At 61.1% G+C, this 25992-nt stretch carries 29 protein-coding genes and 1 tRNA gene; 15 read left to right on the forward strand and 15 right to left on the reverse strand.

Annotated features, from left to right (window positions below; translation table 11 throughout):
• Nucleotides 1-84: 84 nt before the first annotated feature.
• From HX815_RS01290 to HX815_RS01300, 3 genes are all read left to right on the forward strand, one after another.
• Nucleotides 85-174, forward strand: a tRNA-Ser gene (locus tag HX815_RS01290).
• A 111-nt stretch (nucleotides 175-285) separates the two neighbouring features.
• Entirely contained in the window at nucleotides 286-519 is a 234-nt protein-coding gene (locus tag HX815_RS01295; RefSeq protein WP_087692755.1) for a DUF4160 domain-containing protein, read from the forward strand.
• A gap of 3 nt (nucleotides 520-522) precedes the next feature.
• On the forward strand, nucleotides 523-981 hold the full coding sequence (locus tag HX815_RS01300; protein WP_087692754.1) for a DUF2442 domain-containing protein: 459 nt from the start codon (nucleotides 523-525) through the stop codon (nucleotides 979-981).
• 75 nt (nucleotides 982-1056) lie between these two features.
• Here HX815_RS01300 and HX815_RS01305 read toward each other — a convergent pair whose 3' ends face one another.
• From HX815_RS01305 to HX815_RS01325, 5 genes are all read right to left on the reverse strand, one after another.
• Entirely contained in the window at nucleotides 1057-1326 is a 270-nt protein-coding gene (locus tag HX815_RS01305; RefSeq protein ID WP_087692753.1) for a short-chain dehydrogenase, read from the reverse strand.
• A 243-nt stretch (nucleotides 1327-1569) separates the two neighbouring features.
• Nucleotides 1570-1923 (reverse strand): gamma-glutamylcyclotransferase family protein, encoded by a 354-nt coding sequence (locus HX815_RS01310; protein ID WP_087692752.1) that lies wholly within the window; start codon nucleotides 1921-1923, stop codon nucleotides 1570-1572.
• Nucleotides 1924-1940: 17 nt separating this feature from the next.
• Nucleotides 1941-2603: a M24 family metallopeptidase gene (locus tag HX815_RS01315; RefSeq protein ID WP_177027708.1), complete on the reverse strand. Its 663-nt coding sequence runs from the start codon at nucleotides 2601-2603 to the stop codon at nucleotides 1941-1943.
• 68 nt (nucleotides 2604-2671) lie between these two features.
• Nucleotides 2672-3250, reverse strand: a complete 579-nt coding sequence (locus HX815_RS01320) for a DUF4337 domain-containing protein (RefSeq protein WP_008434886.1) — start codon at nucleotides 3248-3250, stop codon at nucleotides 2672-2674.
• A gap of 54 nt (nucleotides 3251-3304) precedes the next feature.
• The gene (locus HX815_RS01325) at nucleotides 3305-4189 is read right to left on the reverse strand and encodes a LysR family transcriptional regulator (RefSeq protein WP_032899338.1); all 885 of its coding nucleotides are present in this window, start codon (nucleotides 4187-4189) and stop codon (nucleotides 3305-3307) included.
• 96 nt (nucleotides 4190-4285) lie between these two features.
• Here HX815_RS01325 and HX815_RS01330 point away from each other — a divergent pair, with 96 nt between their 5' ends.
• On the forward strand, nucleotides 4286-5254 hold the full coding sequence (locus HX815_RS01330) for an SDR family oxidoreductase (RefSeq protein ID WP_177027709.1): 969 nt from the start codon (nucleotides 4286-4288) through the stop codon (nucleotides 5252-5254).
• Here the strand turns inward: HX815_RS01330 and HX815_RS01335 are convergent.
• Together HX815_RS01335 and HX815_RS01340 are read right to left on the reverse strand one after the other, a co-directional pair.
• Nucleotides 5241-5597: a DUF2784 domain-containing protein gene (locus HX815_RS01335; RefSeq protein WP_177027710.1), complete on the reverse strand. Its 357-nt coding sequence runs from the start codon at nucleotides 5595-5597 to the stop codon at nucleotides 5241-5243. The two genes, HX815_RS01330 and HX815_RS01335, sit on opposite strands and share 14 nt — an antisense overlap.
• 24 nt (nucleotides 5598-5621) lie before the next feature.
• Nucleotides 5622-6518 (reverse strand): LysR family transcriptional regulator, encoded by an 897-nt coding sequence (locus HX815_RS01340; protein WP_004371170.1) that lies wholly within the window; start codon nucleotides 6516-6518, stop codon nucleotides 5622-5624.
• Nucleotides 6519-6615: 97 nt separating this feature from the next.
• Between HX815_RS01340 and HX815_RS01345 the strand changes: the two genes are divergently transcribed.
• Nucleotides 6616-7464: an oxidoreductase gene (locus tag HX815_RS01345; RefSeq protein ID WP_177027711.1), complete on the forward strand. Its 849-nt coding sequence runs from the start codon at nucleotides 6616-6618 to the stop codon at nucleotides 7462-7464.
• 104 nt (nucleotides 7465-7568) lie between these two features.
• The gene (locus HX815_RS01350) at nucleotides 7569-8255 is read left to right on the forward strand and encodes an HAD-IA family hydrolase (protein WP_004371166.1); all 687 of its coding nucleotides are present in this window, start codon (nucleotides 7569-7571) and stop codon (nucleotides 8253-8255) included.
• Nucleotides 8256-8372: 117 nt separating this feature from the next.
• Here HX815_RS01350 and HX815_RS01355 read toward each other — a convergent pair whose 3' ends face one another.
• Nucleotides 8373-8765, reverse strand: coding sequence for a YbaN family protein (locus HX815_RS01355; protein WP_004371165.1), 393 nt, complete (start codon nucleotides 8763-8765; stop codon nucleotides 8373-8375).
• A gap of 20 nt (nucleotides 8766-8785) precedes the next feature.
• Nucleotides 8786-9373: a YecA family protein gene (locus HX815_RS01360; RefSeq protein ID WP_004371163.1), complete on the reverse strand. Its 588-nt coding sequence runs from the start codon at nucleotides 9371-9373 to the stop codon at nucleotides 8786-8788.
• Nucleotides 9374-9649: 276 nt separating this feature from the next.
• On the opposite strand from HX815_RS01360, the gene recQ reads away from it, so the two are divergent.
• Both recQ and HX815_RS01370 read left to right on the forward strand, forming a co-directional pair.
• Nucleotides 9650-11776 carry a DNA helicase RecQ gene (recQ, locus tag HX815_RS01365; RefSeq protein ID WP_004371161.1) on the forward strand — a complete coding sequence of 709 codons (2127 nt, stop codon included), beginning with the start codon at nucleotides 9650-9652 and terminating at the stop codon, nucleotides 11774-11776.
• Nucleotides 11777-11897: 121 nt separating this feature from the next.
• Nucleotides 11898-12332 (forward strand): MarR family transcriptional regulator, encoded by a 435-nt coding sequence (locus HX815_RS01370; protein ID WP_004371158.1) that lies wholly within the window; start codon nucleotides 11898-11900, stop codon nucleotides 12330-12332.
• A gap of 131 nt (nucleotides 12333-12463) precedes the next feature.
• On the opposite strand, the gene HX815_RS01375 is transcribed toward HX815_RS01370, so the two are convergent.
• Nucleotides 12464-14653: a patatin-like phospholipase family protein gene (locus HX815_RS01375; RefSeq protein ID WP_177027712.1), complete on the reverse strand. Its 2190-nt coding sequence runs from the start codon at nucleotides 14651-14653 to the stop codon at nucleotides 12464-12466.
• 83 nt (nucleotides 14654-14736) lie between these two features.
• On the opposite strand from HX815_RS01375, the gene HX815_RS01380 reads away from it, so the two are divergent.
• A complete protein-coding gene (locus tag HX815_RS01380; RefSeq protein ID WP_003214624.1) occupies nucleotides 14737-15024 on the forward strand; it encodes a SelT/SelW/SelH family protein in 288 nt (95 codons plus the stop codon).
• Here HX815_RS01380 and HX815_RS01385 read toward each other — a convergent pair.
• Nucleotides 15018-15908 (reverse strand): DMT family transporter, encoded by an 891-nt coding sequence (locus tag HX815_RS01385; protein WP_177027713.1) that lies wholly within the window; start codon nucleotides 15906-15908, stop codon nucleotides 15018-15020. The two genes, HX815_RS01380 and HX815_RS01385, sit on opposite strands and share 7 nt — an antisense overlap.
• 154 nt (nucleotides 15909-16062) lie before the next feature.
• On the reverse strand, nucleotides 16063-16854 hold the full coding sequence (locus HX815_RS01390; protein ID WP_102606513.1) for an AraC family transcriptional regulator: 792 nt from the start codon (nucleotides 16852-16854) through the stop codon (nucleotides 16063-16065).
• Between the two features lie 133 nt (nucleotides 16855-16987).
• On the opposite strand from HX815_RS01390, the gene HX815_RS01395 reads away from it, so the two are divergent.
• Complete coding sequence (locus HX815_RS01395; RefSeq protein WP_003214618.1) at nucleotides 16988-17797, forward strand: UDP-2,3-diacylglucosamine diphosphatase; 810 nt, start codon at nucleotides 16988-16990, stop codon at nucleotides 17795-17797.
• 149 nt (nucleotides 17798-17946) lie between these two features.
• On the opposite strand, the gene HX815_RS01400 is transcribed toward HX815_RS01395, so the two are convergent.
• From HX815_RS01400 to phhA, 3 genes are all read right to left on the reverse strand, one after another.
• Nucleotides 17947-19143 carry an amino acid aminotransferase gene (locus HX815_RS01400; protein ID WP_177027714.1) on the reverse strand — a complete coding sequence of 399 codons (1197 nt, stop codon included), beginning with the start codon at nucleotides 19141-19143 and terminating at the stop codon, nucleotides 17947-17949.
• Nucleotides 19143-19499 (reverse strand): 4a-hydroxytetrahydrobiopterin dehydratase, encoded by a 357-nt coding sequence (locus tag HX815_RS01405; protein WP_003214616.1) that lies wholly within the window; start codon nucleotides 19497-19499, stop codon nucleotides 19143-19145. The genes HX815_RS01400 and HX815_RS01405 overlap by 1 nt, the downstream gene beginning before the upstream one ends.
• Nucleotides 19500-19603: 104 nt before the next feature.
• Nucleotides 19604-20395, reverse strand: coding sequence for a phenylalanine 4-monooxygenase (gene phhA, locus HX815_RS01410; RefSeq protein WP_177027715.1), 792 nt, complete (start codon nucleotides 20393-20395; stop codon nucleotides 19604-19606).
• 266 nt (nucleotides 20396-20661) lie between these two features.
• Here phhA and HX815_RS01415 point away from each other — a divergent pair, with 266 nt between their 5' ends.
• The 5 genes from HX815_RS01415 (at nucleotide 20662) to HX815_RS01435 (ending at nucleotide 25989) form a co-directional block, all read left to right on the forward strand.
• Nucleotides 20662-22227 carry a sigma-54-dependent phenylalanine hydroxylase transcriptional regulator PhhR gene (locus HX815_RS01415; RefSeq protein ID WP_003214613.1) on the forward strand — a complete coding sequence of 522 codons (1566 nt, stop codon included), beginning with the start codon at nucleotides 20662-20664 and terminating at the stop codon, nucleotides 22225-22227.
• A 307-nt stretch (nucleotides 22228-22534) separates the two neighbouring features.
• Entirely contained in the window at nucleotides 22535-23275 is a 741-nt protein-coding gene (locus HX815_RS01420) for a flagellar basal body rod protein FlgF (protein ID WP_003214611.1), read from the forward strand.
• A 63-nt stretch (nucleotides 23276-23338) separates the two neighbouring features.
• On the forward strand, nucleotides 23339-24124 hold the full coding sequence (gene flgG, locus HX815_RS01425) for a flagellar basal-body rod protein FlgG (RefSeq protein ID WP_003214609.1): 786 nt from the start codon (nucleotides 23339-23341) through the stop codon (nucleotides 24122-24124).
• Between the two features lie 53 nt (nucleotides 24125-24177).
• Nucleotides 24178-24873: a flagellar basal body L-ring protein FlgH gene (gene flgH, locus HX815_RS01430; RefSeq protein ID WP_003214607.1), complete on the forward strand. Its 696-nt coding sequence runs from the start codon at nucleotides 24178-24180 to the stop codon at nucleotides 24871-24873.
• A gap of 27 nt (nucleotides 24874-24900) precedes the next feature.
• Nucleotides 24901-25989, forward strand: coding sequence for a flagellar basal body P-ring protein FlgI (locus tag HX815_RS01435; RefSeq protein WP_032899355.1), 1089 nt, complete (start codon nucleotides 24901-24903; stop codon nucleotides 25987-25989).
• The last annotated feature ends 3 nt before the right edge of the window (nucleotides 25990-25992 follow it).

The raw sequence follows: 25992 nt of genomic DNA on the forward strand, positions 1-25992 counted from the left end.
AATTCTGAAAAAAACCTTTGCCATCGGAAAAGCTTTCGACTACATTAGCGCGCCTCGACAGACTGAATCAGTTTGACGAGATACGGTGAAGTGTCCGAGTGGCTTAAGGAGCACGCCTGGAAAGTGTGTATACAAGAAATTGTATCGAGAGTTCGAATCTCTCCTTCACCGCCAAATTCGATGTAAACAAAACCCCTGGTTTCGAGAGAAGCCAGGGGTTTTGTGGTTTCTGGGGTTTGAATACAGGGTTGTGCTAGAGAAAAATTTTCTCTAGCATCTGTCCCCATGGCTACCCTTCACAGTGAACGAAACTGGAAAATAAAAATCTATCCCGACGACCACGCGCCGCCGCACTTTCACGTGCAAACGCCGGACGGAGAGTCGTTGGTTCAGATAGAAGGGCTGGTGGTTCTCGGCAAAGGTGCCGAAACCAAGGCCTTGAAAGCTGCCCTGCTTTGGGCAAAAGTCCATACCACTGATCTTTGGCGCGTATGGAATGAACAAAACCGGAGGAACTGACTTATGACCAGCAAGCTTCGCATCTCTGCTGTGCAACCAGTTGCCGGCAAGCATGCCATCGAAATTGAGTGGAATAACGGTAAGCGGCACACCGTTGATCTCACTGATCACATAAATACCTTCCCGATTCTAAAACCCCTTCAGGACTTGGCTCTATTTGGTCGGGTTGAAGTCGGTGAGTGGGGCTTTGACGTGACTTGGGGCAATGACCTGGAGTTGTCCTCCGTCACCTTGCATCGTTTGGCGCTGGAACAGTCCGGCGAGGTCATGCTGACGCAGGACTTCAGAAAGTGGATGCTCAGCAACAATCTGTCGCTCTCCGCTGCGGCTGTGGAACTAGGCTTCACTCGTAGGACCATTACTTCCTACAGCAGCGGGGCCGCTCTGATTCCCAAGCATGTAGGGTTGGCGTGTAAGGGGTGGGAGTACGAGCATAAGGCTCGTGGCACACGTTGCGTTTAGGTTGGGTAATGTTCGCAAAAAGGGATGACTGAGAGGTCGTCCCTTTTTCGTTTTTGCGGGGTCAAGCCAATGGGTTCAGGAATACTGCGCTGCCATCCTCCGACCTATGACATCCAGCAGATCGCATCCATCGCGTAACGGAATTGCGCAGAGCAAGGAAAAGTCGCCCAGCACGACCGTATCACTACTGATTTCTGCACGCAGCGCCAGGTTTTCTAGAACTTGGGTTACGGCGCGAATCCGATAGTTTGCAGCATCAAGCAGGACATCCAGCGGTGCTGTTGTGTCTACGAAAAGGGCGGGTGTGGTGCAGTCGTTGCTGGTGAGTGCCATATATTGATTCATACGGGAGTCCATCTGAGACAAATAGAAAAATAGCTAACCTTTTTTCAAGTTAGACCTTCATAAAACAGCCGCCGCCTGAAAAACTGGTTCGCAGAGTTTTAGTTTTCAGATTTGTCTTCGAGTCGCCAAACTCGGTCGCCATGACGGCGACCGAGGAACTATAGACCTAGCATTACGAGGCGGGCAGGGCATGCTTTCAGATTGATCTGTAGGAAATCACTCCGACTGACCAACTGCACCCCCTCAAGCCTGCACATACACCCAAGCCGTCAACCCCGAAGCCAACCCCACCGAAACCCGCTTATAGTCCGACACCTCATACGCATCCGCCGCCGCCAGCTCCTTCTCGGTAATCTGAAACACCATCCCCTCAACACTGTCTTCATTGCGCCCGCTGGGAGCAACGATCGGATGATGGGTCTTGCCGCTGGCCGCCAATACCTCAGGATCGGTAATCTCCACCCAGCTTTTTGAATACCCCAGCATCGCATCCTGCTGACCCACCAACTCCCGCCCAAAGTTGGACAGTTGCACAGCCTTGTCCTGCAGCGTGCCGTAGGAAAACAACAGCACGGGAAATTCGGTCGAGCGTTCCATCTTTATTCCTTGAAAAATTAAGCCAGCAAATCTTCGTAAAACGCACCATAAGCCGCGCTCGGGTGCGCAATCTGGATCTCCAGGATCCACAGCCCTTCATTCGGATACTGGTCAAAATCCCCAAGATCACCGCCACGGTAAATCGCATGGGGGAAATCGCTGACGCGGTGCCCTTTGATGTCGAGGTTCAGCACCCAACCCATTTCCTTCGCTTGCTCTTCGGCAAAACGATACAGCTCCAGGCCGACGACTTTGTCGTTCCTCCAGCGCCGCTCAACCCGATCAAACAGCGCTTTTGCCGCGCTCGCACATGCCTTCATCTCGGGGTCGTTACCGGTGCTGAATGTCGCCCCCGCATCACCTTCATGGCCTTGCCACACGGCGCCCATGTCGATGAAGTAGATGTCGTTTTCCCCCAGCACCGGGTCGCCGTCGGAGCGTTCCTTGAAGGTCTTGAGGGTGTTGGCGCCAAAGCGCACCAGCAGGGGGTGCCAGATGCGCTGCATGTCGAGGTCGGCGAGGACTTTTTTGCCGAGTTCGCGGGCTTCGGATTCGAGCATGCCGGGGCGGATGAGCCTGGACAGCGCTTCGATGGCGCGCCAAGTCATGGCCTGGGCGTAGCGCATTGAGTCGATGCTGTAGGCGACGCCCACAGCTTCCTTGAATGATTGTGCGGTCACCGGCTTTTCCTCGGCTTTATAGTGTCAGGCGTTATGCGTTTTACTATATAGCGATGGCAGGATGGAACCTAAATATGCAACCACGCCATCCCACCCAACACCACACTCACACCACCGGCGGTATACGCCATGCGCTTCAACCATTCCTTCCTTGTCAGCAAGGTAATCGCCGCCAACGAAATCGCGATCTGAATCGCGGTCATCGCCTGTGCCCAGCGGTGATGTTGGTGCAGTGCCTGTTCGGACTTTTCATCCCATTCTTTCGAGGTGGCTTCAAGCTTTTCGGCTTGTTTGCGCACGTCTTCCTTCTGGGTTTTATAACGCTCGATCTCGTCGGTGTAGTGCTTGGCGTCAACACCCGGAATATGCGTTGCCAGCTCCGCAAGGTTCTGCCGGCTGGATTTGGCCTGGTAGTAGTTCCACTGGTTGGCGGCTTCGGTCTTGAAGATGGCGGCGTTGTTTTTGTCCATCGCCGCTTCGCTTTCGGTGGAGCCGGCCTGGTAGCTGAGCATGGCGCCGACGGTGGCCATGATGGCGGTCATCACGGCGATGCGGCTGGCGAAATTGTCCCCGCTGCGGTGGGCATGTTCGGTGGCGTGTTCGACGTGTTTTTCGTGGGGGCTGGGGACTTCGAAGGCTTCGGACATGGGGGCGTCTATGAAGGGTTTGAGGGACTCTGATTCTTCACCAGCGAAGCTGTCTCAATCCTGTACGTAATGCTGCAAACCGGCCACCAGGGCGTCAAAGGTGACGCGGCAGCGCGGGCTGTTGCGCAGGTCTTCGTGCATGGTGACCCAGGTGTCCAGTTGCAGGGCAAATGCGTCCGGCAGCACTCGGCTCAGGCGGGCGTCTTGCCGGGCCAGTTTGACCTGGCAGCCACCGATACCGGCACCGGCGCGGATCAGGGCCAGTTGTGCGAGGTCGCTGTCGCTGCTGAGGGAAAAGGCGCTGCGGTCGAAGCCTTTGACGGCCAGGCTGCGGATGAAGGCGCTTTCCTGGTCGTAGCCGATGACTGAATGAGCTGAGAGATCATTCAGGCTCTGGGGTGTGCCATGTTGTTGCAGGTAGTCGTTGCGCGCATGCAGGCCGACTTCAATAACGCCGATCCTTTTCGCCAGAAGTTGTTCCTGGCTGGGTCGGACCATTCGCACAGCGATGTCGGCCTCCAGTTGCAGCAGGTCCAGCAGGCGATTGCTCAGCACCAGTTCGACCCTGAGGTGCGGGTGCTGTTGGCGCAGGCGGGTGATGATCGGCGGCAGGACTTCCACGCCGATCACTTCGCTGGCAGACACTCGTACCACGCCGCGCACTTCGGGGCCTTGGGGCGACGCGGCGCGCTCGAGTGCGGCGGCGGTGGTTTCCATGGTTTCGGCATGGGTGCGCAGGGTGAGGGCGACCGCCGTGGGCAACAGGCCGCTGGCGGAGCGGGTGAACAGCACCACGTTGAGGGATTTTTCCAGCGCAGCGATGTGCCGCCCGACCGTGGGCTGCGTGATGCCGAGCTGCCGTGCGGCCCCCGACAACGATCCTTCCTTGAGTACCCCGAGGAACGACCGGTAAAGCTCCCAACCAATATTTGATGCCATGCATAAATGTATAGCGTCTGGATGATCTTCGGCAATTCCTCTATAGCTCGCCGGCGAACAGAATCGCCCCATCACACAACCCTCAGGGGAAAAAGCATGAACAAGGTTCTGGTAATGGGCGCGACAGGCGGGATTGGTGGTGAGGTGGCACGGCAGTTGTTCGCTGCGGGCTGGCAGGTGTGCGCCCTGACGAGGGATGTGGATAAGGCTCACAAGCAGAATGCCGATTTCACCTGGATAAAAGGTGATGCGCTGAACCGTGGGGAAGTCGTCGCAGCGGCCCGGGGTTGTTCGGTGATCGTGCATGCGGTGAATCCGCCCGGTTACCAGCGCTGGGCGGAGCTGGTGCTGCCGATGATCGACAACAGCATCGCGGCGGCAGTCGCGGAAGGGGCGACGATTGTCTTGCCGGGCACGGTGTACAACTTCGGGCCTGATGCATTCGCGCGGTTGGAGGAAGATTCGCCGCAGCATCCCCTTACCCGCAAGGGCGCGATCCGGGTAGAGCTGGAGCAGCGTTTGCTTGAGGCGACCCGGCAGGGCGCACGAGCGCTGATCGTGCGGGCAGGCGATTTTTTCGGCGCCAAGGCCGGCAGCAGCTGGTTTTCCCAAGGCCTGGTCAAACCCGCAAAACCGGTGGCCAGCGTGAGTTATCCGGGAGCGCCAGGCGTGGGGCATCAGTGGGCTTACCTGCCTGATGTGGCGAGGACCATGGTCGAGTTGATTGCACGCCGCGACAGCCTTGATGCCTTCGCCCGCTTTCATATGGCGGGGCACATAGATGCGGACGGTCGGCAGATGAGCCAGGCGATTCAGCGGGTGGTGTCACGCAGGACCGGCCAACAGCCTTCTGTACGTGCTTTCCCGTGGTGGCTGCTGAAACTGGCCGCGCCCTTTGTCACCACCTTCCGCGAGATGCAGGAAATGCGTTACCTGTGGCAAACCGAGGTGCGCATGGACAACCGCCGCCTCGTACAGATATTGGGCAGCGAACCGCACACGCCTTTGGACGAGGCGGTTGAGGCGACATTGGTGGGTATCGGCTGCTTGCCTAAGCGCGCCTGATCAATCGCACATACACCGCGATGTTGATCAACAGCACCAGCGCGCCCAGCCCCAATTGAATCTGCGGCGTCAGCCCGGCCGGGTAGATCATGGCCAGGATGTAATGCTCGATAAACCCGCCGCCATAACCGTCCTGCCCGGCCAGGTGGCGAAACAGGTTTTCCCAGCGGGTCAGCGGGCAGGGCAGGTGGAACACTTCCACCGCAACGCCCCAGGCAGCAGCGGGCAAGTGCAGCCACATCACGGGCCGCCATCTCAGGGCGAGCAAACCGCCAAACAGCACGAACAGAATGAACGACAAATGAAACAGCACCAGGCCGTCGGCGGCGAAGCGGTAGAGCATGATGGGGTTCGCTTTTTGAATGGATCAGGTCCCGAATTCTTCCTTCAGGAACTCGATAAACACCCGCAATTTCTTCGGCGTGTTCGTACGGTTGAAGTAATACAAATACAGCGCGCTGTGGGCAATCCAGTCGTCCAGCACCTCCACCAACTCACCGCGTTGCAGGTACTGCTCGACGCTGGAGCGCGCCACGTAGGCAAAGCCAAACCCGTCCAGCGCACCGCGCACCATCAATTCAACATCGTTGGTCGCCAGCCGGCCTTTTACCGTAACCCGCATCTGCTTGCCGGCTTTTTCAAAGTCCCAGCGGTGCAGCGAGCCGGTCTGCGCACTGCGGTAGTTGACGCACTCATGCTCGAGCAAGTCGTGGGGATGAGTGGGCAGTTTGCGCCCCTGCAAATACTGCGGCGTGGCGACGATGACGAATCGCAACTGCGTCGCCACCGGCACCACCACCATGTCTTCGGCCAGCACATGGTCATAGCGGATGCCCGCGTCAAAACCCTGGGCGACGATGTCCACCAGGCTGTTGTCCACCGCCACTTCCAGGTTGATGCCCGGGTATTTGCGCAGGAAGCGCTGGAGCAACGGTTGCAGGACCATTCGGCTGGCGGTGGAGGGAATGTTCAGGCGCAAGGTGCCGGCGGCGTCGACCGTCGCCGCTGCTACGCTGTGCAGGCTGGTTTGCAGTTCTTCCAGCAGCGGCGTGATCTTCTGGATCAACTGCTCGCCGGCCTCGGTCACGCTGACGCTGCGGGTGGTGCGGTTTAGCAGTTGCACACCCAACTGTTTCTCGAGGGCGCGCACGCGATGGCTGACGGTCGACACCGACAGGCTGCTGGCGTCGGCCGCCTGGGTGAAGCTTTTCGAGCGGGCGACCTGCAGGAACAGTCGCAACTGCTGAAAATCGGGCGTGTCCATTGTGTGGTATTTCCGAAAGGGCCTTGCAGATTATGCATCTTTTTAGCAAGAACAGCGGCGCGCATACTTTTCCTACACACACGAGGATTGGCCCTTTATGACGACTTCCACCGCAAAACCCGTCTGGTTCATCACTGGCTGCTCCACCGGTTTCGGCCGCCAGCTGGCGTTGCACACCCTGAGCCTCGGCTACCCGACCGTGGTCACCGCGCGTAATCCGCAGCAGGTGCAAGACATCGTTGCCGGTCACGAAGAAAACGCCCTGGTCCTGACGCTGGACGTTACCGACCAGGCCCAGGTCGAGGCGGCTGTCAAAGCGGCTGAAGAACGTTTCGGCCATATCGACGTACTGGTCAACAACGCCGGTGTCGGCTACTTCGGCTCCTTCGAAGAAAGCGACCTGGATGACGTGCGCAACATGTTCGAAATCAACGTGTGGGGCTTGAGCGCCATGACCCGCGCGGCCTTGCCCGGCATGCGCGCCCGGCGCTCGGGCAGCATCGTGAACATTTCCTCGGTGGGCGGTGTGGCGGCGTTCCCGTCGCTGAGTTTCTACAATGCGACCAAGTTTGCGGTGGAGGGCCTTTCCGAGGCGCTGTCCCAGGAAGTCGCGCCGTTGGGGATCAAGGTGTTGCTGGTCGAGCCGGGCCCGTTCCGCACCGACTGGGCCGGGCGTTCGGCCAACGAGGCGGCTCACGGGATTGTCGACTACAAGGAAACGGCGGTGGCACGGGCCAATATGGTTCGCAACTACAGCGGCAAGCAGCCGGGTGATCCGGTGCGCGCGGCGATTGCCATCGTCAAGGCGGTGGAGGCTGAGCAACCGCCATTGCGCCTGTTGCTGGGCAAGGCTGCGTTGACCTTTGCGCGGACCAAGGTGAAGGCGCTGAGTGCGGATTTTGATGCGTGGGCTGAGGTAACTGAGGGGGCGGATTTTCCCGAGTGAAGCACTGACTGGATTCGGCACAAGGCCGTAACGGTTGCTTGCAGGTAACGCTGGCCGTTATTGTGCTGAATCCTTTTAGTCCTTTTGCCCACGGATCTGTAGTGATGAATGCACCGCGTACCGCTGTCCCGATCAAGGCTGTCATTTTCGATATGGACGGGTTGTTGCTGGATACAGAAGGCATCTACACCGAAGTCACACAGATCATTGCCGAACGCTATGGCCGTACCTATGACTGGGGGATCAAGCAGCACATCATTGGTCGCGGCGCCCAGGACCTGGCGGATTACGTGGTCAAGGCGCTGGACCTGCCGATTACCCCCGCAGAATTCCTGGTGATCCGCGAGCCGCTGATGAGCGAGCGTTTCCCCAAGGCCTTGGGCATGCCGGGTGCTGAGGCGCTGGTGCGGCACTTGAAGGCGCATAACATTCCGATTGCCGTGGGCACCAGTTCGTCGCGCAATTCGTTTGGCCACAAGACCACGCTGCACCGTGAGTGGTTTGGGCTGTTCGACACCATCGTCACGGCGGATGACCCGGAAGTCGGGGCGGCCAAGCCGGCGCCGGATATCTTCCTGACGGCGGCGCGCCGCTTGGGTGTGGCACCAGAGGATTGCCTGGTGTTTGAGGATTCGCCGTTTGGCGTGACAGCGGCGAAGGCTGCGCACATGACCGCGATTGCGGTGCCGGATGAGGCGATGGCGGACAGCAAGTATCACCATGCCGACCAGATTATTCGCAAGTTGGCTGACTTTGATTTGGCGGCGTATGGCTTGCCGCCGATGCGTTGATCCCTCTGAAGCGACTGGATTAAAAATGTGGGAGCGGGCTTGCTCGCGAATACGGTGTGTCAGCCGATACATGTGCTGACTGATCCACCGTATTCGCGAGCAAGCCCGCTCCCACATTTAGTCCTGCGGTGCCTTGGGCAAGGTCTTCTGCCGCAAAATATAAACCGTCACCAACACCGCACTGGTCAGCATGAACCCTCGCGCCCAGATCAGCGGCACCAGGTAGCAGGAAAACCCGATACTCACCCACATCAACCCAATGGCATACACCTTGCCCTTGAGCGGAATCCCGTTGCCATCCAGATAGTCACGAATCCACGGCCCCAGGCGCGGGTGTTCCACCAGCCAGTGGTAGAAGCGCGGGGAGCTACGGGCAAAGCAGGCGGCAGCCAGCAGAAGGAAGGGGGTAGTGGGCAGCACCGGCAGGAAGATGCCGATTACCCCGAGCGCCACGCTCAACCAGCCGATGGCCAGCAGAACGTAACGCAGGATCACGGAACGGTTGCCCATGGGCGCCACGGGCAAAGGTCTTAGTGGTGGCGAGGCTTGAGGATCGCCGGCTTTTCGTCAGGTGCGTTGCACAGCAGGTACAGGGCGGTCAGCGCTTCCGGGATCTGAACGATCATGTCGTCCATCAGGTTGGCGTCGGCGGCGATGTCGGAGAACTCAGGTTGCTCGTCGAACAGGCCGGAACCGACCATGATCGGCAGCAGCATTTCGCTGACTTCTTCTTCAGCCGTTTCGAACCAGGCCTCTTCACGCAGGAACACGCCTTCCATGAAACCGATGCACCAGCCGCGCAGTTCGGAGTCGTCCGGGTCTTCGCCCAGGTCCAGGTCGCAAGGCAGTTCGAACTCTTCATCGGAAGCCAGTTGGCGGCCAATGTGAGCCTTGAGGGCCAGCAGGGTCGATTCGATTTCTTCGCGCTGGGCGGCATCACTGTAGTGAGGCTCTTCGGAGAACAGGGCGTCGATCCATTCACGGTCGGGAACGACATCGGAGCATATCGACAGCGCGGTCAGATAGCCGTGGGCGGCCACGTAGTCCAGCGCCTCGTCGTGCAGCTCATCGGCATCGAGGAAGGCTTGCAGGCGGGTTAGTTGCTCAGCGAAGGACATTGACGGACTACCTTGGGAATAAACGATGGGCAATTCTAGGCTTTCTTGAGCTGCCAGGCCAGCCGCAGCACAGATTGGAGAGGTATTTGAGCCCGGCGGCAATTCACCAACGGCACCCTTTGCCGGGTAACGCTCGGGTATACTGCCGCGTTTTGTGATGCCCCTGCAGGCCAAGCGCCAGTCGCGGGAAAAGTTCGCTTACGGATTATTTCCCGCTCAAGCGTGCTTTTTCGACCAGCCTGTACAGAGGGATTTCGGCGATATTTGGAGTTTTTCATGCTCGAGCAGGCTCAACGCGTCCTCAAGGACATCTTCGGCTACGACAGTTTTCGTGGCCGCCAGGGTGCGATCATTGAGCGCGTGGCCAACGGCGGCGATGCCCTTGTCCTGATGCCTACCGGCGGCGGCAAGTCGCTGTGCTTCCAGGTACCGGCACTCCTGCGGGAAGGGCTTGCGGTGGTGGTGTCACCGTTGATCGCCCTGATGGACGACCAGGTGGCCACCCTTGAAGAGCTCGGCGTGGCGGCTGCTTCGCTGAACTCCACCCTCAGCGCCGAACAGCAGCGCGACCTCGCTGCCCGGATCAAGCGCGGCGAAGTGAAGATGCTTTACCTCGCCCCCGAGCGCCTGGTGCAGCCACGGATGCTGGCGTTCCTGCAGAGCCTGGAAATCGCCCTGTTCGCTATCGACGAAGCCCACTGTGTGTCCCAATGGGGCCACGATTTCCGTCGTGAATACCTGCAACTGGGCCAGCTGGCGGAACTGTTCCCCAACGTCCCGCGCATCGCCCTGACCGCCACCGCCGACAAGCGGACCCGCGAAGAAATCGTCGAGCGCCTGCACCTGCAGAACGCCGAGCGCTTCCTCTCGAGCTTCGACCGGCCGAATATCTTTTACCGCATTGTGCCCAAGGAACAGCCGCGCAAGCAGTTGCTGGCGTTCCTCTCCGATCGGCGCAGCGACGCCGGCATTGTCTATTGCCTGTCGCGCAAGAAGGTCGATGAGGTCGCCGCATTCCTCAGTGAACAAGGATACCCGGCACTGCCGTATCACGCGGGTTTGCCCAACGAACTGCGGGCCTACCACCAGAAGCGCTTCCTCAACGAGGAAGGCCTGATCATGGTCGCCACCATCGCGTTCGGCATGGGCATCGACAAATCCAACGTGCGCTTCGTGGCCCACATGGATTTGCCCAAATCCCTTGAGGCGTACTACCAGGAAACCGGGCGTGCCGGCCGTGACGGCCTGCCGGCGGATGCCTGGATGGTCTACGGCCTGCAAGACGTGGTGATGCTCAAGCAGATGCTGCAGAACTCCGAAGGCGACGAGCGCCACAAGCGCCTGGAGCAGCACAAGCTCGACGCGATGCTGTCGCTGTGTGAAGAAACCCGCTGCCGTCGCCAGACCTTGCTCGCCTACTTCGACGAAGACATGCCCAAGCCCTGCGGCCACTGCGACAACTGCGTGGACGGCGTGCAGACCTGGGACGCTACCGAGCCGGCGCGCCAGGCGTTGTCGGCGATCTACCGCACCGGTCAGCGCTATGGCGTCGGCCACCTGGTGGACGTGTTGCTGGGCAAGGACAATGAAAAGATTCGCAGCTTCGGCCACGAAAAACTCTCGGTCTACGGTGTGGGCAAGGCTCGCGCCGAAGGTGAGTGGCGCTCGCTGTTCCGGCAGATGGTCGCCCGTGGCCTGGTGGACATCGACCTGGAAGGCTACGGCGGCCTGCGCCTGAACGACAGTTGCCGGCCGCTGCTCAAGGGCGAAGTCAGCCTGGAGCTGCGCCGCGACCTCAAGCCGCAAACCACCGCCAAGAGCAGCACCAGCCAGGCCAGCCAACTGGTGCGCTTCGAAGAGCGCGAACAGTGGGAAGCCCTGCGCGCGCTGCGTAAGAAGTTGGCGCAGGAACACAGTGTGCCGCCTTACGTCATCTTCCCGGACTCCACCTTGCTGGAAATGCTCCGCGACCATCCCACTACCCTCGGCGAGATGGCCAGGGTCAGCGGCGTCGGTGCGCGCAAGCTGGAGCGTTATGGCCAGGCCTTCCTCGAAGTGCTCGGCGGCCAGGTCGAGGCGCCAAAAGAGGTCGCCGATATCCGCCACGAGTTGATCAGCCTCGCCCGTGCCGGCATGACCCCGATCCAGATTGCCGGGCAGCTGCAGTGCTCGGAAAAGAACGTCTACACCTTGCTCGCCGAATCCATCGGCAAGCAGCAGTTGTCGTTGGAGCAGGCCCTTGATCTGCCGGAAGATTTGCTCGGTGAAATCCAGGATGCATTCCTGGATGGAGAAGGCGAATTGCCACCTGTTTCCGAGATTGCGCCGCTGTTTACCGGCCGCGTTCCCGAGGGCGTTTTGTACTGCGTAAGGGCCGCTTTGCAGTCGGAATTCGAGATTTGATGTGCCAATTACGACAATGTAACGAATCAGTACATACCGGGTCTTGCCTACTGGCATGGGTCATGCTTAGCTGACTAATAATTAGCCACACTTTATTTTCAGTCTAATCCATGAGTTTTTTATGCCGTTAACCGATCAACACCGTTTTGGCATGCAGTTGGCGCATATGTCCCGAGGATGGCGTGCCGAGCTGGATCGCCGCTTGGCAGGTTTGGGCCTGTCCCAGGCACGCTGGCTGGTGCTGCTGCACCTGGCCCGTTTTACCGAACCGCCTACCCAGCGTGAGTTGGCGCAGAGTGTCGGGGTAGAGGGGCCCACCTTGGCCCGTTTGCTCGACAGCCTGGAAAGCCAGGGCCTGGTGCAACGCCAGGCCGTGGTGGAAGACCGCCGCGCCAAGCGCATTGTGCTGTGCGACACCGCGAAGCCGCTGATCGAGCAGATCGAGACCATCGCCACGGCCTTGCGCCATGAGCTGTTTGTGGGTGTTGATGAAGAGGATCTGCGGGTGTGCATGCGGGTGCATGAACACATCCTCGGAAATCTCGAGAAGTCCTGACCCCAAGTACACAGAAGATAAAAAATGTGGGAGCGGGCTTGCTCGCGAAGGCGGAGTGTCAGTGAATACATGCGCTGACTGACACACCGCCTTCGCGAGCAAGCCCGCTCCCACATGGGTTTGCGGCGTAGTTAGAAGGTTTGCCCCAGGTTCAGGTACACCGCCTGCTGACTGTCATCGTTAAACCCATAACTGAAATTCAACGGCCCCAGTGGCGTATCAAACCCCAGGAAAATACTGGCGGCGTTGATGTACCCGCTGTCGTATTCATTGTCGTTGTTCCACGCTCTCCCACGTTCCAGTGATGCGCCCAGGTACAACGGGAAATCCAGCGGCAAATAAGACCGCGGCGTCAGCCGGCGATAGTAGACCGCGCGCATCAGGCTGATGTTCTGCCCGGCAATCGCATCCTCCCGGAAGCCCGACAGCTGCCGCGCGCCCCCCAGCAGGAAGCTGGAAATCACCACGTCCGACTTATCCAGGGTGCGCCCATAGCGCCCGCCGAGGATCAGTGTGTCCGGCCCGCTGCTCATGGCCTTGTCCAGCTTGAACTCCCACTGGCGATAGCGCTGGTCCGAACCCAGCCCCGGTTCGAACTCCCGGAAGGCCAGGCCAATGTCTTCGCCGGTATGGGGGAAGTACACGTTGTCGAACGAGTCGAAGGAGTACTTCAGCTCATAGAAACCCTCGCTGAAGTTGATGCTCGGTGAATTCCGGTCGCCAATGCGCACATCCGCCTTGCCCCAGGCCTCGCCGACGCCGAAACGAATCTCGCCGCTGTTGCCGATCTGCCGGCCCACGTTCAGGCCGAAGCCGTAGCGTTCCAGGCGGTATTCGGAGATCGGGTTATTGTCTTCAATCAGTTCGACGTTCTGTGCCTGGGCACTGATATAGGGCGCGACGAAGTAGCGTGAACCGGTGTCCATCGGCTGATAGAACTCGCTGTACAGCTCCTGCTTGTCCCCGATCTGCACCCGCGTCAGCCATTCGGCGCCGAGGCGGTTGATGCCGTTCATGCGGTAGCTGGCGCCGAGGTTGAAGGCGCTGTCGCCGCGCATGTCATCCGACAGGTTCAGGCCCAGGCGCAGGTAGTCGGTGCCGCTGCGTTTGCCCCGGGCGCTGATGACCAGGGTGTTGTCCTTGCCCTTTTTCACCACGCGGTATTGCACCTGTTCGAAGTAATCCAGGCCGTACAGAGTGCCCATGTCGGTTTGCAGGCGGGCCAGGTCCAGGGGCTCGCCGAGGTTCTGGCGGATGTAGTAGCGGATCACCTCGTCGCCCACTTTGGAGTCGTTCTCCACCTTGATCGCGGTGATCACCGGGTTGCGCTCGCCGGCCGTTCGCGCGGCCACCAGCGACGGGTCCACCGGTTCGGCCGGGCGCAGGTGCGCCAGGCGCACGTCGAGTGCGCGGGTGGCGCGGTAGCCCGCGTCGATCATGTCCTTGGCGCGCCCGAAATCCGTCACCCCGTAGGCGGCCAGGGGCGGCTGGATCAGCACGTCGCGGGGCGCCAAGGCCTTGAGTTGTTCTTCGGAATTGCGCCGGGTCATCAGGGTGATGGACTGGTTGAGCACGTCCACCACGGTGTTGAGTTGCTTGCGTGAGCGCAGCGGGGTGCCGATGTCGACGACGATGGCGATGTCGACCCCCATTTCCCGCGCCACATCCAGCGGGATGTTATCGGTCATGCCGCCGTCCACCAGCAGCCGGCCATCCAGTTCCACCGGGGCAAATACCGCCGGGATCGACATGCTGGCGCGGATCACCTGGGGCAGGTGGCCTTTGCGGAACACCACTTTTTCACCACTGGTGATGTCGGTGGCCACGGCGCGGAAGGGGATCGGCAGCTTGTCGAAATCCCGCACGTTACTGGTGTGGGCGAACATGCTTTCCAGCAGCAAGGCCAGGTTCTGACCCTGGATCACCCCCAGTGGCAGGCCGAGGCTGCCGTCGTCGCGGAAGCTGAGTTTCTGTTTGACCAGGAAATCCCGGTCATCCTGCTTGCGCCGGAATGGCACGTCTTCCCGCGGTGGCGCGTCAGACAGGGCGAGCTTCCAGTCGATGTTCAGCGCGAGTTTTTCCAGCTCGTCGATCTTGTAGCCAGAGGCGTACAGCCCGCCGATCACCGCACCCATGCTGGTGCCGGCAATCGCATCGATGTGGATGCCCTGTTCTTCCAGGGCCTTGAGCACGCCAATGTGCGCCAGGCCACGGGCGGCGCCGCCGGAGAGGACCAGGCCGATCTTCGGGCGCGGATTTTCGACGGCTTGGACGAGGACAGGGAACAGGCACAGCAACAGGCAGGACAACAGGCGGCGCATCATCAATCTCAAGGCAGGACGATAAAGGCCGGTATTATAGCCACTCGATCCTTTCAACCCGCCAAGCAGGAGCCAGTCAATTCATGTCAGCGGCCAAGCCCGAGATTGTCATCACCTATTGCACCCAGTGTCAGTGGCTGCTGCGCGCCGCCTGGCTGGCCCAGGAATTGCTGAGCACGTTCGCCGATGACCTCGGCAAAGTGGCCCTGGAGCCGGCCACCGGCGGTGCGTTTCGGATTACCTGCGACGGTGTGCAGATCTGGGAACGCAAGGCCGACGGTGGCTTCCCGGAAGCCAAGGTGCTCAAGCAAAGAGTGCGCGACCAGATCGACCCGCAACGGGACCTGGGGCATAACGACCGTACTCAGTGAACCTCGGCCGTGGTGGCCGGCTGCTTGGCCGGTTTGGCGCTGCCCATCAGCCCGGACACCACGATGGCGACGATGATCAGCGCGCCGCCCATCAGCATGCGCAGGGTTGGCGTTTCAGCAAACAGCAGCCAGGCCGCGGTGATGCCGTACACCGGCTCCATGGCAAACACCACCGCCGCCGTGCGGGCCTTGAGCACCGCGAGGCTGGCGACAAACAGGCTATGGGCCAGGCCGGTGCAGAACACCCCGAGCAGGCCGATCCACAGCCAGTCCAGTGGCCGCACTTCGGCCAGCCCGGGCGCGGCGACGGGCAACAGGCACAGCGCTACCACCACGTTCTGGCACAAGGCGGCCTGCACCGGCGGGATGCGCCCACTGGCGCGGTTGTTCAGCGACAGCAGCGAGAACAACAACCCGGAGCCGACCGCCCACAACAAGCCGCTGGTGGCTTGGCTGGCGAGATTGAAATCCGGCGTGACCAGCACCAGCCCGATGCTCACCAGCACCACCAGCAGGATCTCGTTGGCGCGAATCCGCTCGCGGAAAATCAAGCCTTCGAGAATCACCGTGAACGCCGGGAAGGTGGCGAAGCCCAGGGTGGCGATGGCCACACCGGCGACCTTTACCGCAATAAAGAAACTCACCCAATGCCCGGCCAGCAGCAGGCCGCTGACCAGCAGGCGGCGCCAGTCGCGGGCTTGCAGCTTCTTCCAGGGCGTGTTGCTGGCAAAGCGCGCAAAGATTGCCAGGGCAATGACCGCGAACGCGGCGCGGCCGAACACGATAATCGCCGGCGAAGCGGCCGCCAGTTTGCCGAACACACCAGTGAGGCCAAACATCAATGCGCCGATATGCAGGGCGCCGAGGGCTGTGCGGGGAGTCATTGCGATCCTTAAACGACGGGTTTACAGGATCGCAGTCTAGAGGGTTGCAGGCGTTCGCGTCTGTCGTTGGGCTCGCGGCTTTTGTCGCAGGACTCTTGCTTGGTGAAGATCCCTGTGGGAGCTGGCTTGCCTGCGATGCAGACAACTCGGTCGTTCAGATAGCGCGCGGTGATGCTATCGCAGGCAAGCCAGCTCCCACACCGGGCGGTGCTCGTCTGAAGGCTCGGGGCGAGAGGCCAAACTCGCGCAACATCGCCGCAGCAAATGCACTTTGCGAACCATAGCCCACCCGCGCGGCAATCTCGCCGATCGGCAGCTGGCTGTCGCGCAGCAGGCCGCGGGCCATCTGCAAGCGCCGGGTGCGTATGTAGTCCATCGGCGTCTGCCCGCTTTCCGCGATAAACCGTGCATGCAGGCGGGCGACGGACAGGTCGGCGAGCTTCGCCAGGTCCGCCACTTGCAGTGGGTGCGCGGCGTGCCGCTGGATATGCGCATCGAACGCGGCATAGGGCAGGCGCTTGCCCACCGGCGGCTGCGCAAGGTTGAGGCTGGCCAGCAGCAACACGGCGCCTTGCTGGGCGATCAGCGGGTCGTCCACCGGGCTGCTCGCCAGCCATTGCACCAGTTGGCTTTGGCGATTGTCGAGGGTCAGGTGTGCGCACCGGTCGAGCAAGCGGCGGCTGGCGTCGGCATGCTCGCCCAGGGACTGCGCCAGCCAGTGCTCATCGGGCACGTCCAGCACCAGGCAGCGGCTGCCATCTCGACTGCGGCACGCGTGATGGGCGGAGTAGGGCAGCACCATCACACTGCTGTGCTGCACCTGGCCGCCCCGGCCATCCACCTCGAAGTCCAGGTGCCCGGACAGGCCAAACACCAGCTGTGCATGGTCGTGGCTATGGGCGATAGGCGCATCGGGGTAGTGGCGTAGCGTGAGGTTGGGTCTCATCGCAGTCTCCTGGGCAGGCCCGCAGTTTACATCGCTTCGCCGCCTGCGGGCGCTGTCATCAGACTGACGCAACACTGTCATGGGCTATTAATCCCGTGGGCGCAAGCTCGCGAAAACACCGTGAGGCATGCCCATGACCAGCGCCGAACTCGCCAAACCCAGCCGCAAGCAGCGCGTGCGTACCCTGTGGATTTCCGACGTGCATTTGGGCACCCGGGATTGCCAGGCCGAACACCTCTCGCATTTCCTCAAGGGCTACCACGCCGACAAGGTCTACCTGGTGGGCGACATCATCGACGGCTGGAAGCTGCGCAGCGGCATGTATTGGCCCCAGGCCCACACCAACGTGATCCGCCGCCTGCTGACCATGAGCAAGCGCGGCACCGAGGTGATCTACGTCACCGGCAACCACGATGAATTCCTGCGGCGTTATTCGAAGCTGATCCTTGGCAATATCCAGTTGGTGGACGAAGCGGTGCACGTGACTGCCGATGGCCGGCATTTGCTGGTGATCCATGGCGACCAGTTCGACGTGATCACCCGGTACCACCGCTGGCTGGCGTTCCTCGGCGATTCGGCCTACGAATTCACCCTCACGCTCAACCGCTGGTTGAACCACTGGCGGGCGCGCTATGGCTACGGCTATTGGTCGTTGTCGGCGTACCTCAAGCACAAGGTCAAGACGGCGGTGAGCTTTATCAGTGATTTTGAAGAAGCGATCGCCCACGAAGTGACCAAGCGCGAGCTGCATGGCGTGGTGTGCGGGCACATCCACCATGCGGAGATTCGCAAGGTGGGCGAGGTGGACTACCTCAATTGCGGGGATTGGGTGGAGTCGTGCACAGCGCTGATCGAGCACTGGGACGGGCATATCGAGCTGTATCGATTGGCGGATGCCCAGGCGAAAGAGGCGCAACTAAAGGCCGAAATGGTCGCGGGCTAAGCCTCAAACCCACAGACTCACAGACTCACTCAGTCTAAATGTGGGAGCGGGCTTGCTCGCGAATGCGGAGTGTCAGTCACCAGATAATTCGACTGACCCACCGCCTTCGCGAGCAAGCCCGCTCCCACATTTGGAGCCGGTTTCTTCAGTCAGGTGTGGGAAACATCTGCGATCGCTTCGGCCAACAGCGTCAACCGCGTCGCATCAATCCCCGCCACGTTCGCACGCCCGGAATTGACCATATACACGCTGTGCTTGTCCCGCAGTTGCTTCACCTGGTCCGCACTCAACCCGGTATAGGAAAACATCCCGCGTTGCGCCGCGATGTGCGCAAACCGCTCCGACAACCCATGGGGCGCCAACGCCTCCACCAGCCCGGAACGCAGCTGCGCAATCCGCGCCCGCATCGCTTCCACTTCCTCGGCCCACTGCTTTTTCAGCCCGGCGTCACCGAGAATCGTCGCCACCACAGCAGCACCATGGTCCGGCGGCGTCGACCACAAGTTCCGCGCAATAAACGCCAGTTGGCTGCGCACATCCGTCAGCTTCTCGGCGTTCGCGGCGCACACAATCAGCGCGCCCACACGGTCGCTGTACAGGCCGAAGTTCTTCGAGCAGGAACTGGTGATCAGCACTTCAGGCAGCTCAGCCGCGAACAGCCGCACGGCCCATGCATCCTGTTCCAGGCCATCGCCAAAACCCTGATACGCAAAGTCGATCAGCGGCAGCAACTGACGTTCCTGGACGATCTTCAGCACCTGGCGCCAGTCATCGTGGGACAGGTCGAAACCGGTCGGGTTGTGGCAGCAGGCGTGCAGCAGCACCACATCGCCCTCAGGCACCGTCGACAGGGTGGCCAGCATTGCCGCTACGTCCAGACGATTGTCGCTGCCCACGTACGGGTAATGGCTGACCTTGAGCCCGGCCTTGGCGAAGATGGTTTCGTGGATCGGCCAGGTCGGGTTGCTCAGCCATATGCCACGGCCGGGCAGGCTGTGGGCGATAAAGTCGGCGCTCAGGCGCAGCGCGCCGGTGCCGCCAGGCGTCTGGGTGGCGCCGGCGCGGCGTTCACTCAGCAGTGGCGAACCGGCGCCCAGCACCAGCTCGCTGATCAGCGAGCCGAACGCGGCGTTGCCATGGCCGCCGATGTAGGTCTTGGTGGTTTGTTGCTCCACCAGGCGCTGCTCGGCCAGTTTCACCGAATGGGGGATCGGCGTCAGGCCCTGGTCGTCCTTGTACACGCCCACGCCGAGGTCGAACTTGAGCGGGTTCGGGTCCTGGGCATACAGCTCCATCAGCCCGAGGATCGGGTCTCCGGGCACCCGGCCAATTGCGTCGAAATGCATTACTTGCGGCCCTCGGCATCCTTGGCCACTTCGTCGGTGCGCGCGGCCATGATGAAGTCGTTGCGGTGCAGGCCCTTGATGGAGTGGCTCCACCAGGTCACGGTGACTTTGCCCCACTCGGTGAGCAGGCCCGGGTGATGGCCTTCAGCTTCGGAGATCACGCCCACGGCGTTGGTGAAGGCCAGGGCGAATTTGAAATTCTTGAACAGGAAGACCTTTTCCAGCTGCATCACGCCATCGCGTACTTCGATGTTCCAGTCGGGGATCTGCTTGATCAGCACCGGCAACTCTTCGTCGCTGACTTGCGGGGCGTCGGCGCGGCAGGCTTCGCAGTGGGCTTGGTTCAACGTGGTCATGTGGGTATTCCTGAAATCGAGTATTTGGAAACGGTCGTCAGTAGCGTCACCCTAAAGCAACGCGGGGCCAGGGAACAGACTCACCTGGCCCTAAAAGCCGCAGTTCAAGCCGCTTTTGGCTTGGGCGGGAACTTCGGTGCGTGCAGCCCCAGCAGCATCCCGCGTTCGACCATGCCCATGATGTCTTCCTGCGCCACTTCGAACAGGCGCTTGAGGTTGGGCAGGGCGAAGTACACGGGTTGCAGGATGTCGATGCGATACGGCGTGCGCATCGCTTCGAGCGGGTCGAAGGCTTGATGCTCGGGCACGTCCGAGAGGCAGTACACGGTCTCCTTGGGCGAAGACAGGATGCCGCCACCGTAGATGCGCCGGCCTTCGGGCGTGTCCACCAGGCCGAACTCGATGGTCATCCAGTACAGGCGCGCCAGGTACACGCGCTGTTCCTTGGTGGCGGCCAGGCCGAGCTTGCCGTAGGTGTGGGTGAATTCCGCGAACCAGGGGTTGGTCAGCAGTGGGCAATGGCCGAAGATCTCGTGAAAAATGTCCGGTTCCTGCAGGTAATCCAGCTCTTCACGGGTACGAATAAACGTCGCCACCGGAAACTGCTTGTTGGCGAGCAATTCGAAAAAAGTCTGGAAGGGGATCAGCGCCGGCACCCGGGCGACTTGCCAGCCCGTGGTCTCGGCCAGCACTTTGTTGACTTCCGCCAGCTGTGGAATGCGGTCGTGGGGCAGGCCGAGCTTGTCGATGCCGTCCAGGTATTCCTGGCAGGCGCGGCCCTCGATCACTTTCAGTTGGCGCGTGATCAGGGTGTTCCACACCGCATGTTCTTCGGGCGGGTAGTCGATAAAACCGTTCGCGTCGGGCTCGCGGGCCACGTACTGCGTCTGCTTCATACTGCTCTCCTGCTAGGCATTCGTTCTTGTTATGTCCTGGGATGAGCCTATTGATACGCCGCCTGGGCCAGGAAGCCATCCTCCTGTGCCACGCTTTTGTAGGAAAAGTTACTGAGATTCGTAAAGTTTTCGTTACGGATGAAGCGATTCGTTCTCCATGTGGCGTATTTTGGGTGTGAATCGCCTCGCAGCTGTCACATAATCTTGACGATTATCTGCGGCCGGCGGCAAAAAGACGCAGCGACTCCACTTCTTCGGGCCTTCTCATGCGTATCAAAGTGCATTGCCAGAACCGCATCGGCATCCTGCGGGACATCCTCAACCTGCTGGTGGAGTACGGCGTGAACGTTGCCAAGGGCGAGGTCGGTGGCGAGCACGGCAACGCCATTTACCTCTATTGCCCGAACCTGGTGAACCTGCAGTTCCAGGCATTGCGCCCGCAGTTCGAGGCGATTGCCGGGGTATTTGGCGTCAAGCGGGTAGGGCTGATGCCCAGCGAGCGTCGGCATATGGAGCTCAACGCGCTGCTGGGGGCGCTGGAGTTTCCGGTGCTGTCCATCGACATGGGCGGCTCCATCGTCGCGGCCAACCGCGCGGCGGCGCAGTTGCTCGGAGTACGGGTGGATGAGGTGCCGGGCATTCCGTTGTCACGCTACGCCGAAGATTTCGATTTGCCGGAACTGGTACGGGCCAGCAAATCGCGAATCAACGGCCTGCGGGTCAAGGTCAAGGGCGATGTATTCCTGGCCGATATTGCGCCGCTGCAATCCTCCGAGCATGACGACAGCGAAGCCATGGCCGGCGCCGTACTGACCCTGCACCGCGCCGACCGGGTGGGTGAGCGTATCTACAATGTGCGCAAGCAGGAGCTGCGCGGCTTCGACAGCATTTTCCAAAGCTCCAGGGTCATGGCCGCCGTGGTGCGTGAGGCTCGGCGCATGGCGCCGTTGGATGCGCCTCTATTAATAGAAGGCGAAACCGGCACTGGCAAAGAGTTGCTGGCCCGCGCTTGTCACCTGGCCAGCCCACGCGGCCAGTCGCCGTTGATGGCGCTCAACTGCGCCGGTTTGCCCGAGTCCATGGCCGAGACCGAGTTGTTCGGGTATGGTCCCGGCGCCTTTGAAGGGGCGAGGGCGGAGGGCAAGTTGGGACTGCTGGAGCTGACGGCGGGCGGTACGTTGTTTCTCGACGGCGTCGGCGAAATGAGCGCGCGGTTGCAGGTGAAGTTGCTGCGCTTTCTGCAGGACGGCTGCTTTCGCCGTGTAGGCAGTGATGAAGAGGTGTACCTGGATGTGCGGGTGATCTGCGCGACCCAGGTGGACCTTTCCGAACTGTGCGCCCGGGGCGAATTCCGCCAGGACCTTTACCATCGTCTCAATGTGCTCTCGCTGCATATCCCGCCGCTGCGCGAGTGCCTCGACGGTTTGCCGCCGCTGGTGGAGCACTTCCTGGATCAGGCCAGCCGGCAGATCGGCTGCCCGCTGCCCAAGCTCGCACCGGCGGCGATGGAACGCCTCAGCCATTACCACTGGCCGGGGAATGTGCGGCAGTTGGAGAACGTGCTGTTCCAGGCGGTTTCGCTGTGTGAGGGCGGCACCGTCAAGGCCGAGCACATTCGCCTGCCGGACTATGGCGTGCGCCAGCCGCTGGGGGATTTTTCCCTGGAAGGCGGGTTGGAGGAGATCGTCGGGCGCTTTGAAAAGGCGGTGCTGGCGCAGTTGTATGCCGAACATCCCAGCAGCCGGCTGTTGGGCAAGCGGCTGGGCGTGTCCCACACCACTATTGCCAACAAGTTGCGCGACTACGAAGTCGTCAAAGCCGAACGCGGTTAAACCTGTGGGAGCGGGCTTGCTCGCGAATGCGGTAGGTCAGTCGATACATAGGGTGACTGTCACACCGCATTCGCGAGCAAGCCCGCTCCCACATGGGTTCTTTGTCGGTCTTGATACCTGCACTTGCCGTTAGCGGCATAAGTCCGCCGTTTTTTCGACTCTCTTCCTGCTGCCCTCAGCTGCCACCTGCCGGCAAACCCCCGCCCCGCCTGGACTTTCCCTCATTTCAAAAAGTTGGTTCGCAAATTGCTTAAGCCTCATCAGTACAGCGGTGGGCGGCAAGCGTCCGTCAGAAAGAGGAAAGAGCGTGGATAAGTACCTTTACGTGGCAATGACCGGCGCCAGCCAGAATGCACTGGCGCAGAAGGCCCACGCCAACAACTTGGCGAACGTTTCCACCAATGGTTTCCAGCGTGACCTGGAACAGGCACGCTCGATGCCGGTGTTCGGTGACAGCTTTCCGGCGCGAGCCTTTGCCTTGACCGAGCGCCCAGGCACGGACTTTTCCCCTGGCGCGATGATTGAAACCGGCCGTGACCTCGATGTGGCCGTCAGCGGTGACGGCTGGATGGCCGTGCAAAACCCGGATGGCGGCGAATCCTACGTGCGCAGCGCCAGCATGAACGTCGATGCGCTGGGCGTGCTGCGGGCCGGCAACGGCATGCCGATCATGGGCAACGGCGGCCCGATTGCCGTGCCGCCCCAGCAGCAGATCGAAGTCGGCCAGGACGGCACCATCAGCATCCGCGCCATGGGCGAAGGCCCGCGGGTGATGGCTGAAGTGGACCGGATCAAGCTGGTGCAGCCCGACCTCAAGAACATGACCAAGGGCCTCGACGGCACCATCCACACCAAGGATGGCCAGCCGGCCCAGGCCGATGCCAACGTCAAGCTGACGTCGGGCTTCCTGCAGGCGAGCAACGTGAACGCCGTCGAAGAAATGACGGCAGTCCTGGCCCTGTCCAAGCAGTTCGAATTGCACATCAAGATGATGAACAGCGCCAAAGAAGACGACCAGGCCATGACCCGCGTCCTGGCGATGAGCTGATAGCAGCCACACACTAATTTTTGTAGCGCGGCGCCATAAAACAGGCGCACGAAGGAGAAGAACATGCTTCCGGCTCTATACGTTGCCAAGACAGGCCTGTCCGCCCAGGACACCAACCTGACCACCATTTCCAACAACCTGGCCAACGTGTCGACCACGGGTTTCAAACGTGACCGCGCCGAGTTCCAGGACTTGCTCTATCAGATCAAGAAGCAGCCTGGCGCCCAGTCGACCCAGGACAGCGAATTGCCGTCGGGCCTGCAACTGGGTACCGGTGTGGCAATCGTTGGCACCCAGAAGAACTTCAGCGCCGGTAACCTGCAGCAGACCGGCCAGCCGCTGGACCTGGCAGTCAACGGCAAGGGTTTCTTCCAGATCCTGCAGCCGGACGGCACCACCACCTACACCCGTGACGGTACGTTCCACCTGGACTCCAACGGCCAGGTCGTGACCGCCAATGGCTTCGCGCTGGAGCCGGCGATTGTCGTGCCGAACAACGCCCAGACCTTCACCGTCGGCAACGACGGCACCGTGTCGATCACCGTGGCCGGCAACCCGGCCTCCCAGGTGATCGGCAACCTGCAAACCGCCGACTTCATCAACCCGGCCGGCCTGCAGGCGATCGGTAACAACCTGTTCCTGGAAACCGCGTCCAGCGGCGCGCCGCAAATCGGCACCCCGGGCCTCAACGGTTTTGGTACCACCCTGCAAAGCACCCTGGAAACGTCCAACGTCAGCACCGTTGAAGAGATGGTCAACATGATCACCACTCAGCGCGCCTACGAGATGAACTCCAAGGTGATTTCCACCGCCGACCAGATGCTTTCGTTCGTAACGCAGAATCTGTAATCAAGTCTATGGGGCGCCCTTGAAGGCGCCTGCAACACCGTGAGGTATGGGTCATGAATCGCTATGTTTCTGTTCTGGCATTGAGTGGGATTGCTGTGCTCGCGGGCTGTGTCGCCCCGACGCCTAAGCCCAATGACCCGTACTATGCGCCGGTGTTGCCGCGCACGCCGTTGCCGGCGGCCGCCAACAATGGCTCGATCTACCAGGCCGGGTTCGAACAGAACCTGTACAGCGACCGCAAGGCCTTCCGGGTGGGTGACATCATCACCATCACGCTGAACGAGAAGACCCAGGCGAGCAAGAACGCCAACTCGCAGATCGGCAAGACCAGCAAGACCAGCATCGGCCTGACTTCATTGTTTGGCGGTGTACCGAACACCAACAACCCGCTGGGCAGCGGTGACCTGAGCCTGGACGCCGGCTACAGCGGCGACCGCGCCACCAACGGCAAGAGTGCGGCAGGGCAGGGCAACAGCCTGACCGGCTCGATCACCGTGACCGTGGCCGACGTGCTGCCCAACGGCATCATTGCCGTACGCGGCGAGAAGTGGATGACCCTCAACACCGGTGACGAACTGGTGCGCATTGCGGGCATGGTTCGCGCCGACGATATCTCCACCGACAACACCGTGCCGTCGACACGGATTGCCGATGCACGCATCACCTACTCGGGTACGGGTTCGTTTGCTGACGCCAGTCAGCCGGGCTGGTTTGACCGTTTCTTCCTTAGCCCGCTGTTCCCTTTCTAGGTGATCACTTTGAACTTCAAACAGCTGATGGCTGCGATGTTGCTGCTGGCCCTGAGCGCAGGCGCCCAGGCCGAGCGCTTGAAAGACATCGCGAGCATTTCCGGCGTGCGGTCCAACCAGCTGATCGGCTACGGCCTGGTGGTGGGGCTTAACGGCACGGGTGACCAGACCACCCAGACCCCGTTCACCCTGCAGACCTTCAACAACATGCTCTCGCAGTTCGGCATCAAGGTACCGCCGGGCTCGGGCAACGTGCAGTTGAAGAACGTCGCTGCGGTGTCCATCAGCGCTGACTTGCCGCCGTTCGCCAAGCCGGGGCAGGTGGTCGATATCACCGTGTCGTCCATGGGTAACTCGAAAAGCCTGCGCGGCGGCACCTTGCTGATGACGCCGCTAAAAGGTATCGACGGCAACGTCTACGCGATTGCCCAAGGCAACCTGGTGGTGGGCGGCTTTGACGCCGAAGGCCGTGACGGTTCGAAGATCACCGTCAACGTGCCGTCGGCCGGGCGGATTCCCGGCGGTGCCTCCGTGGAGCGCACGGTGCCCAGCGGCTTCAACCAGGGCAACAGCCTGACCCTGAACCTCAACCGTTCGGACTTCACCACCGCCAAGCGCGTGGTCGACAAGATCAATGAGCTGCTCGGCCCGGGCGTGGCCCAGGCCATCGATGGCGGCTCGGTTCGTGTGACGGCACCGCTGGACCCAAGCCAGCGTGTGGACTACCTGTCCCTGCTGGAAAACCTTGAGGTTGACCCGGGCCAGGCGGTGGCGAAAGTCATCATCAACTCGCGGACCGGCACCATCGTGATTGGCCAGAACGTCAAGGTTTCGCCAGCGGCCGTGACCCACGGCAGCCTGACCGTGACCATCACCGAAGACCCGATCGTCAGCCAGCCTGGCCCGTTGTCCAACGGCCAGACTGCCGTGGTCCCCCGTTCGCGGGTGAATGCCCAGCAAGAAGCCAAGCCGATGTTCAAGTTCGGCCCCGGCACCACCCTGGACGAGATTGTCCGTGCGGTGAACCAGGTGGGCGCAGCGCCCGGCGACTTGATGGCGATCCTCGAAGCATTGAAACAGGCCGGCGCCTTGCAAGCCGACCTGATCGTGATCTGACGC

This window comes from Pseudomonas sp. E6002, from assembly GCF_013385565.1.
Lineage (GTDB): Bacteria > Pseudomonadota > Gammaproteobacteria > Pseudomonadales > Pseudomonadaceae > Aquipseudomonas.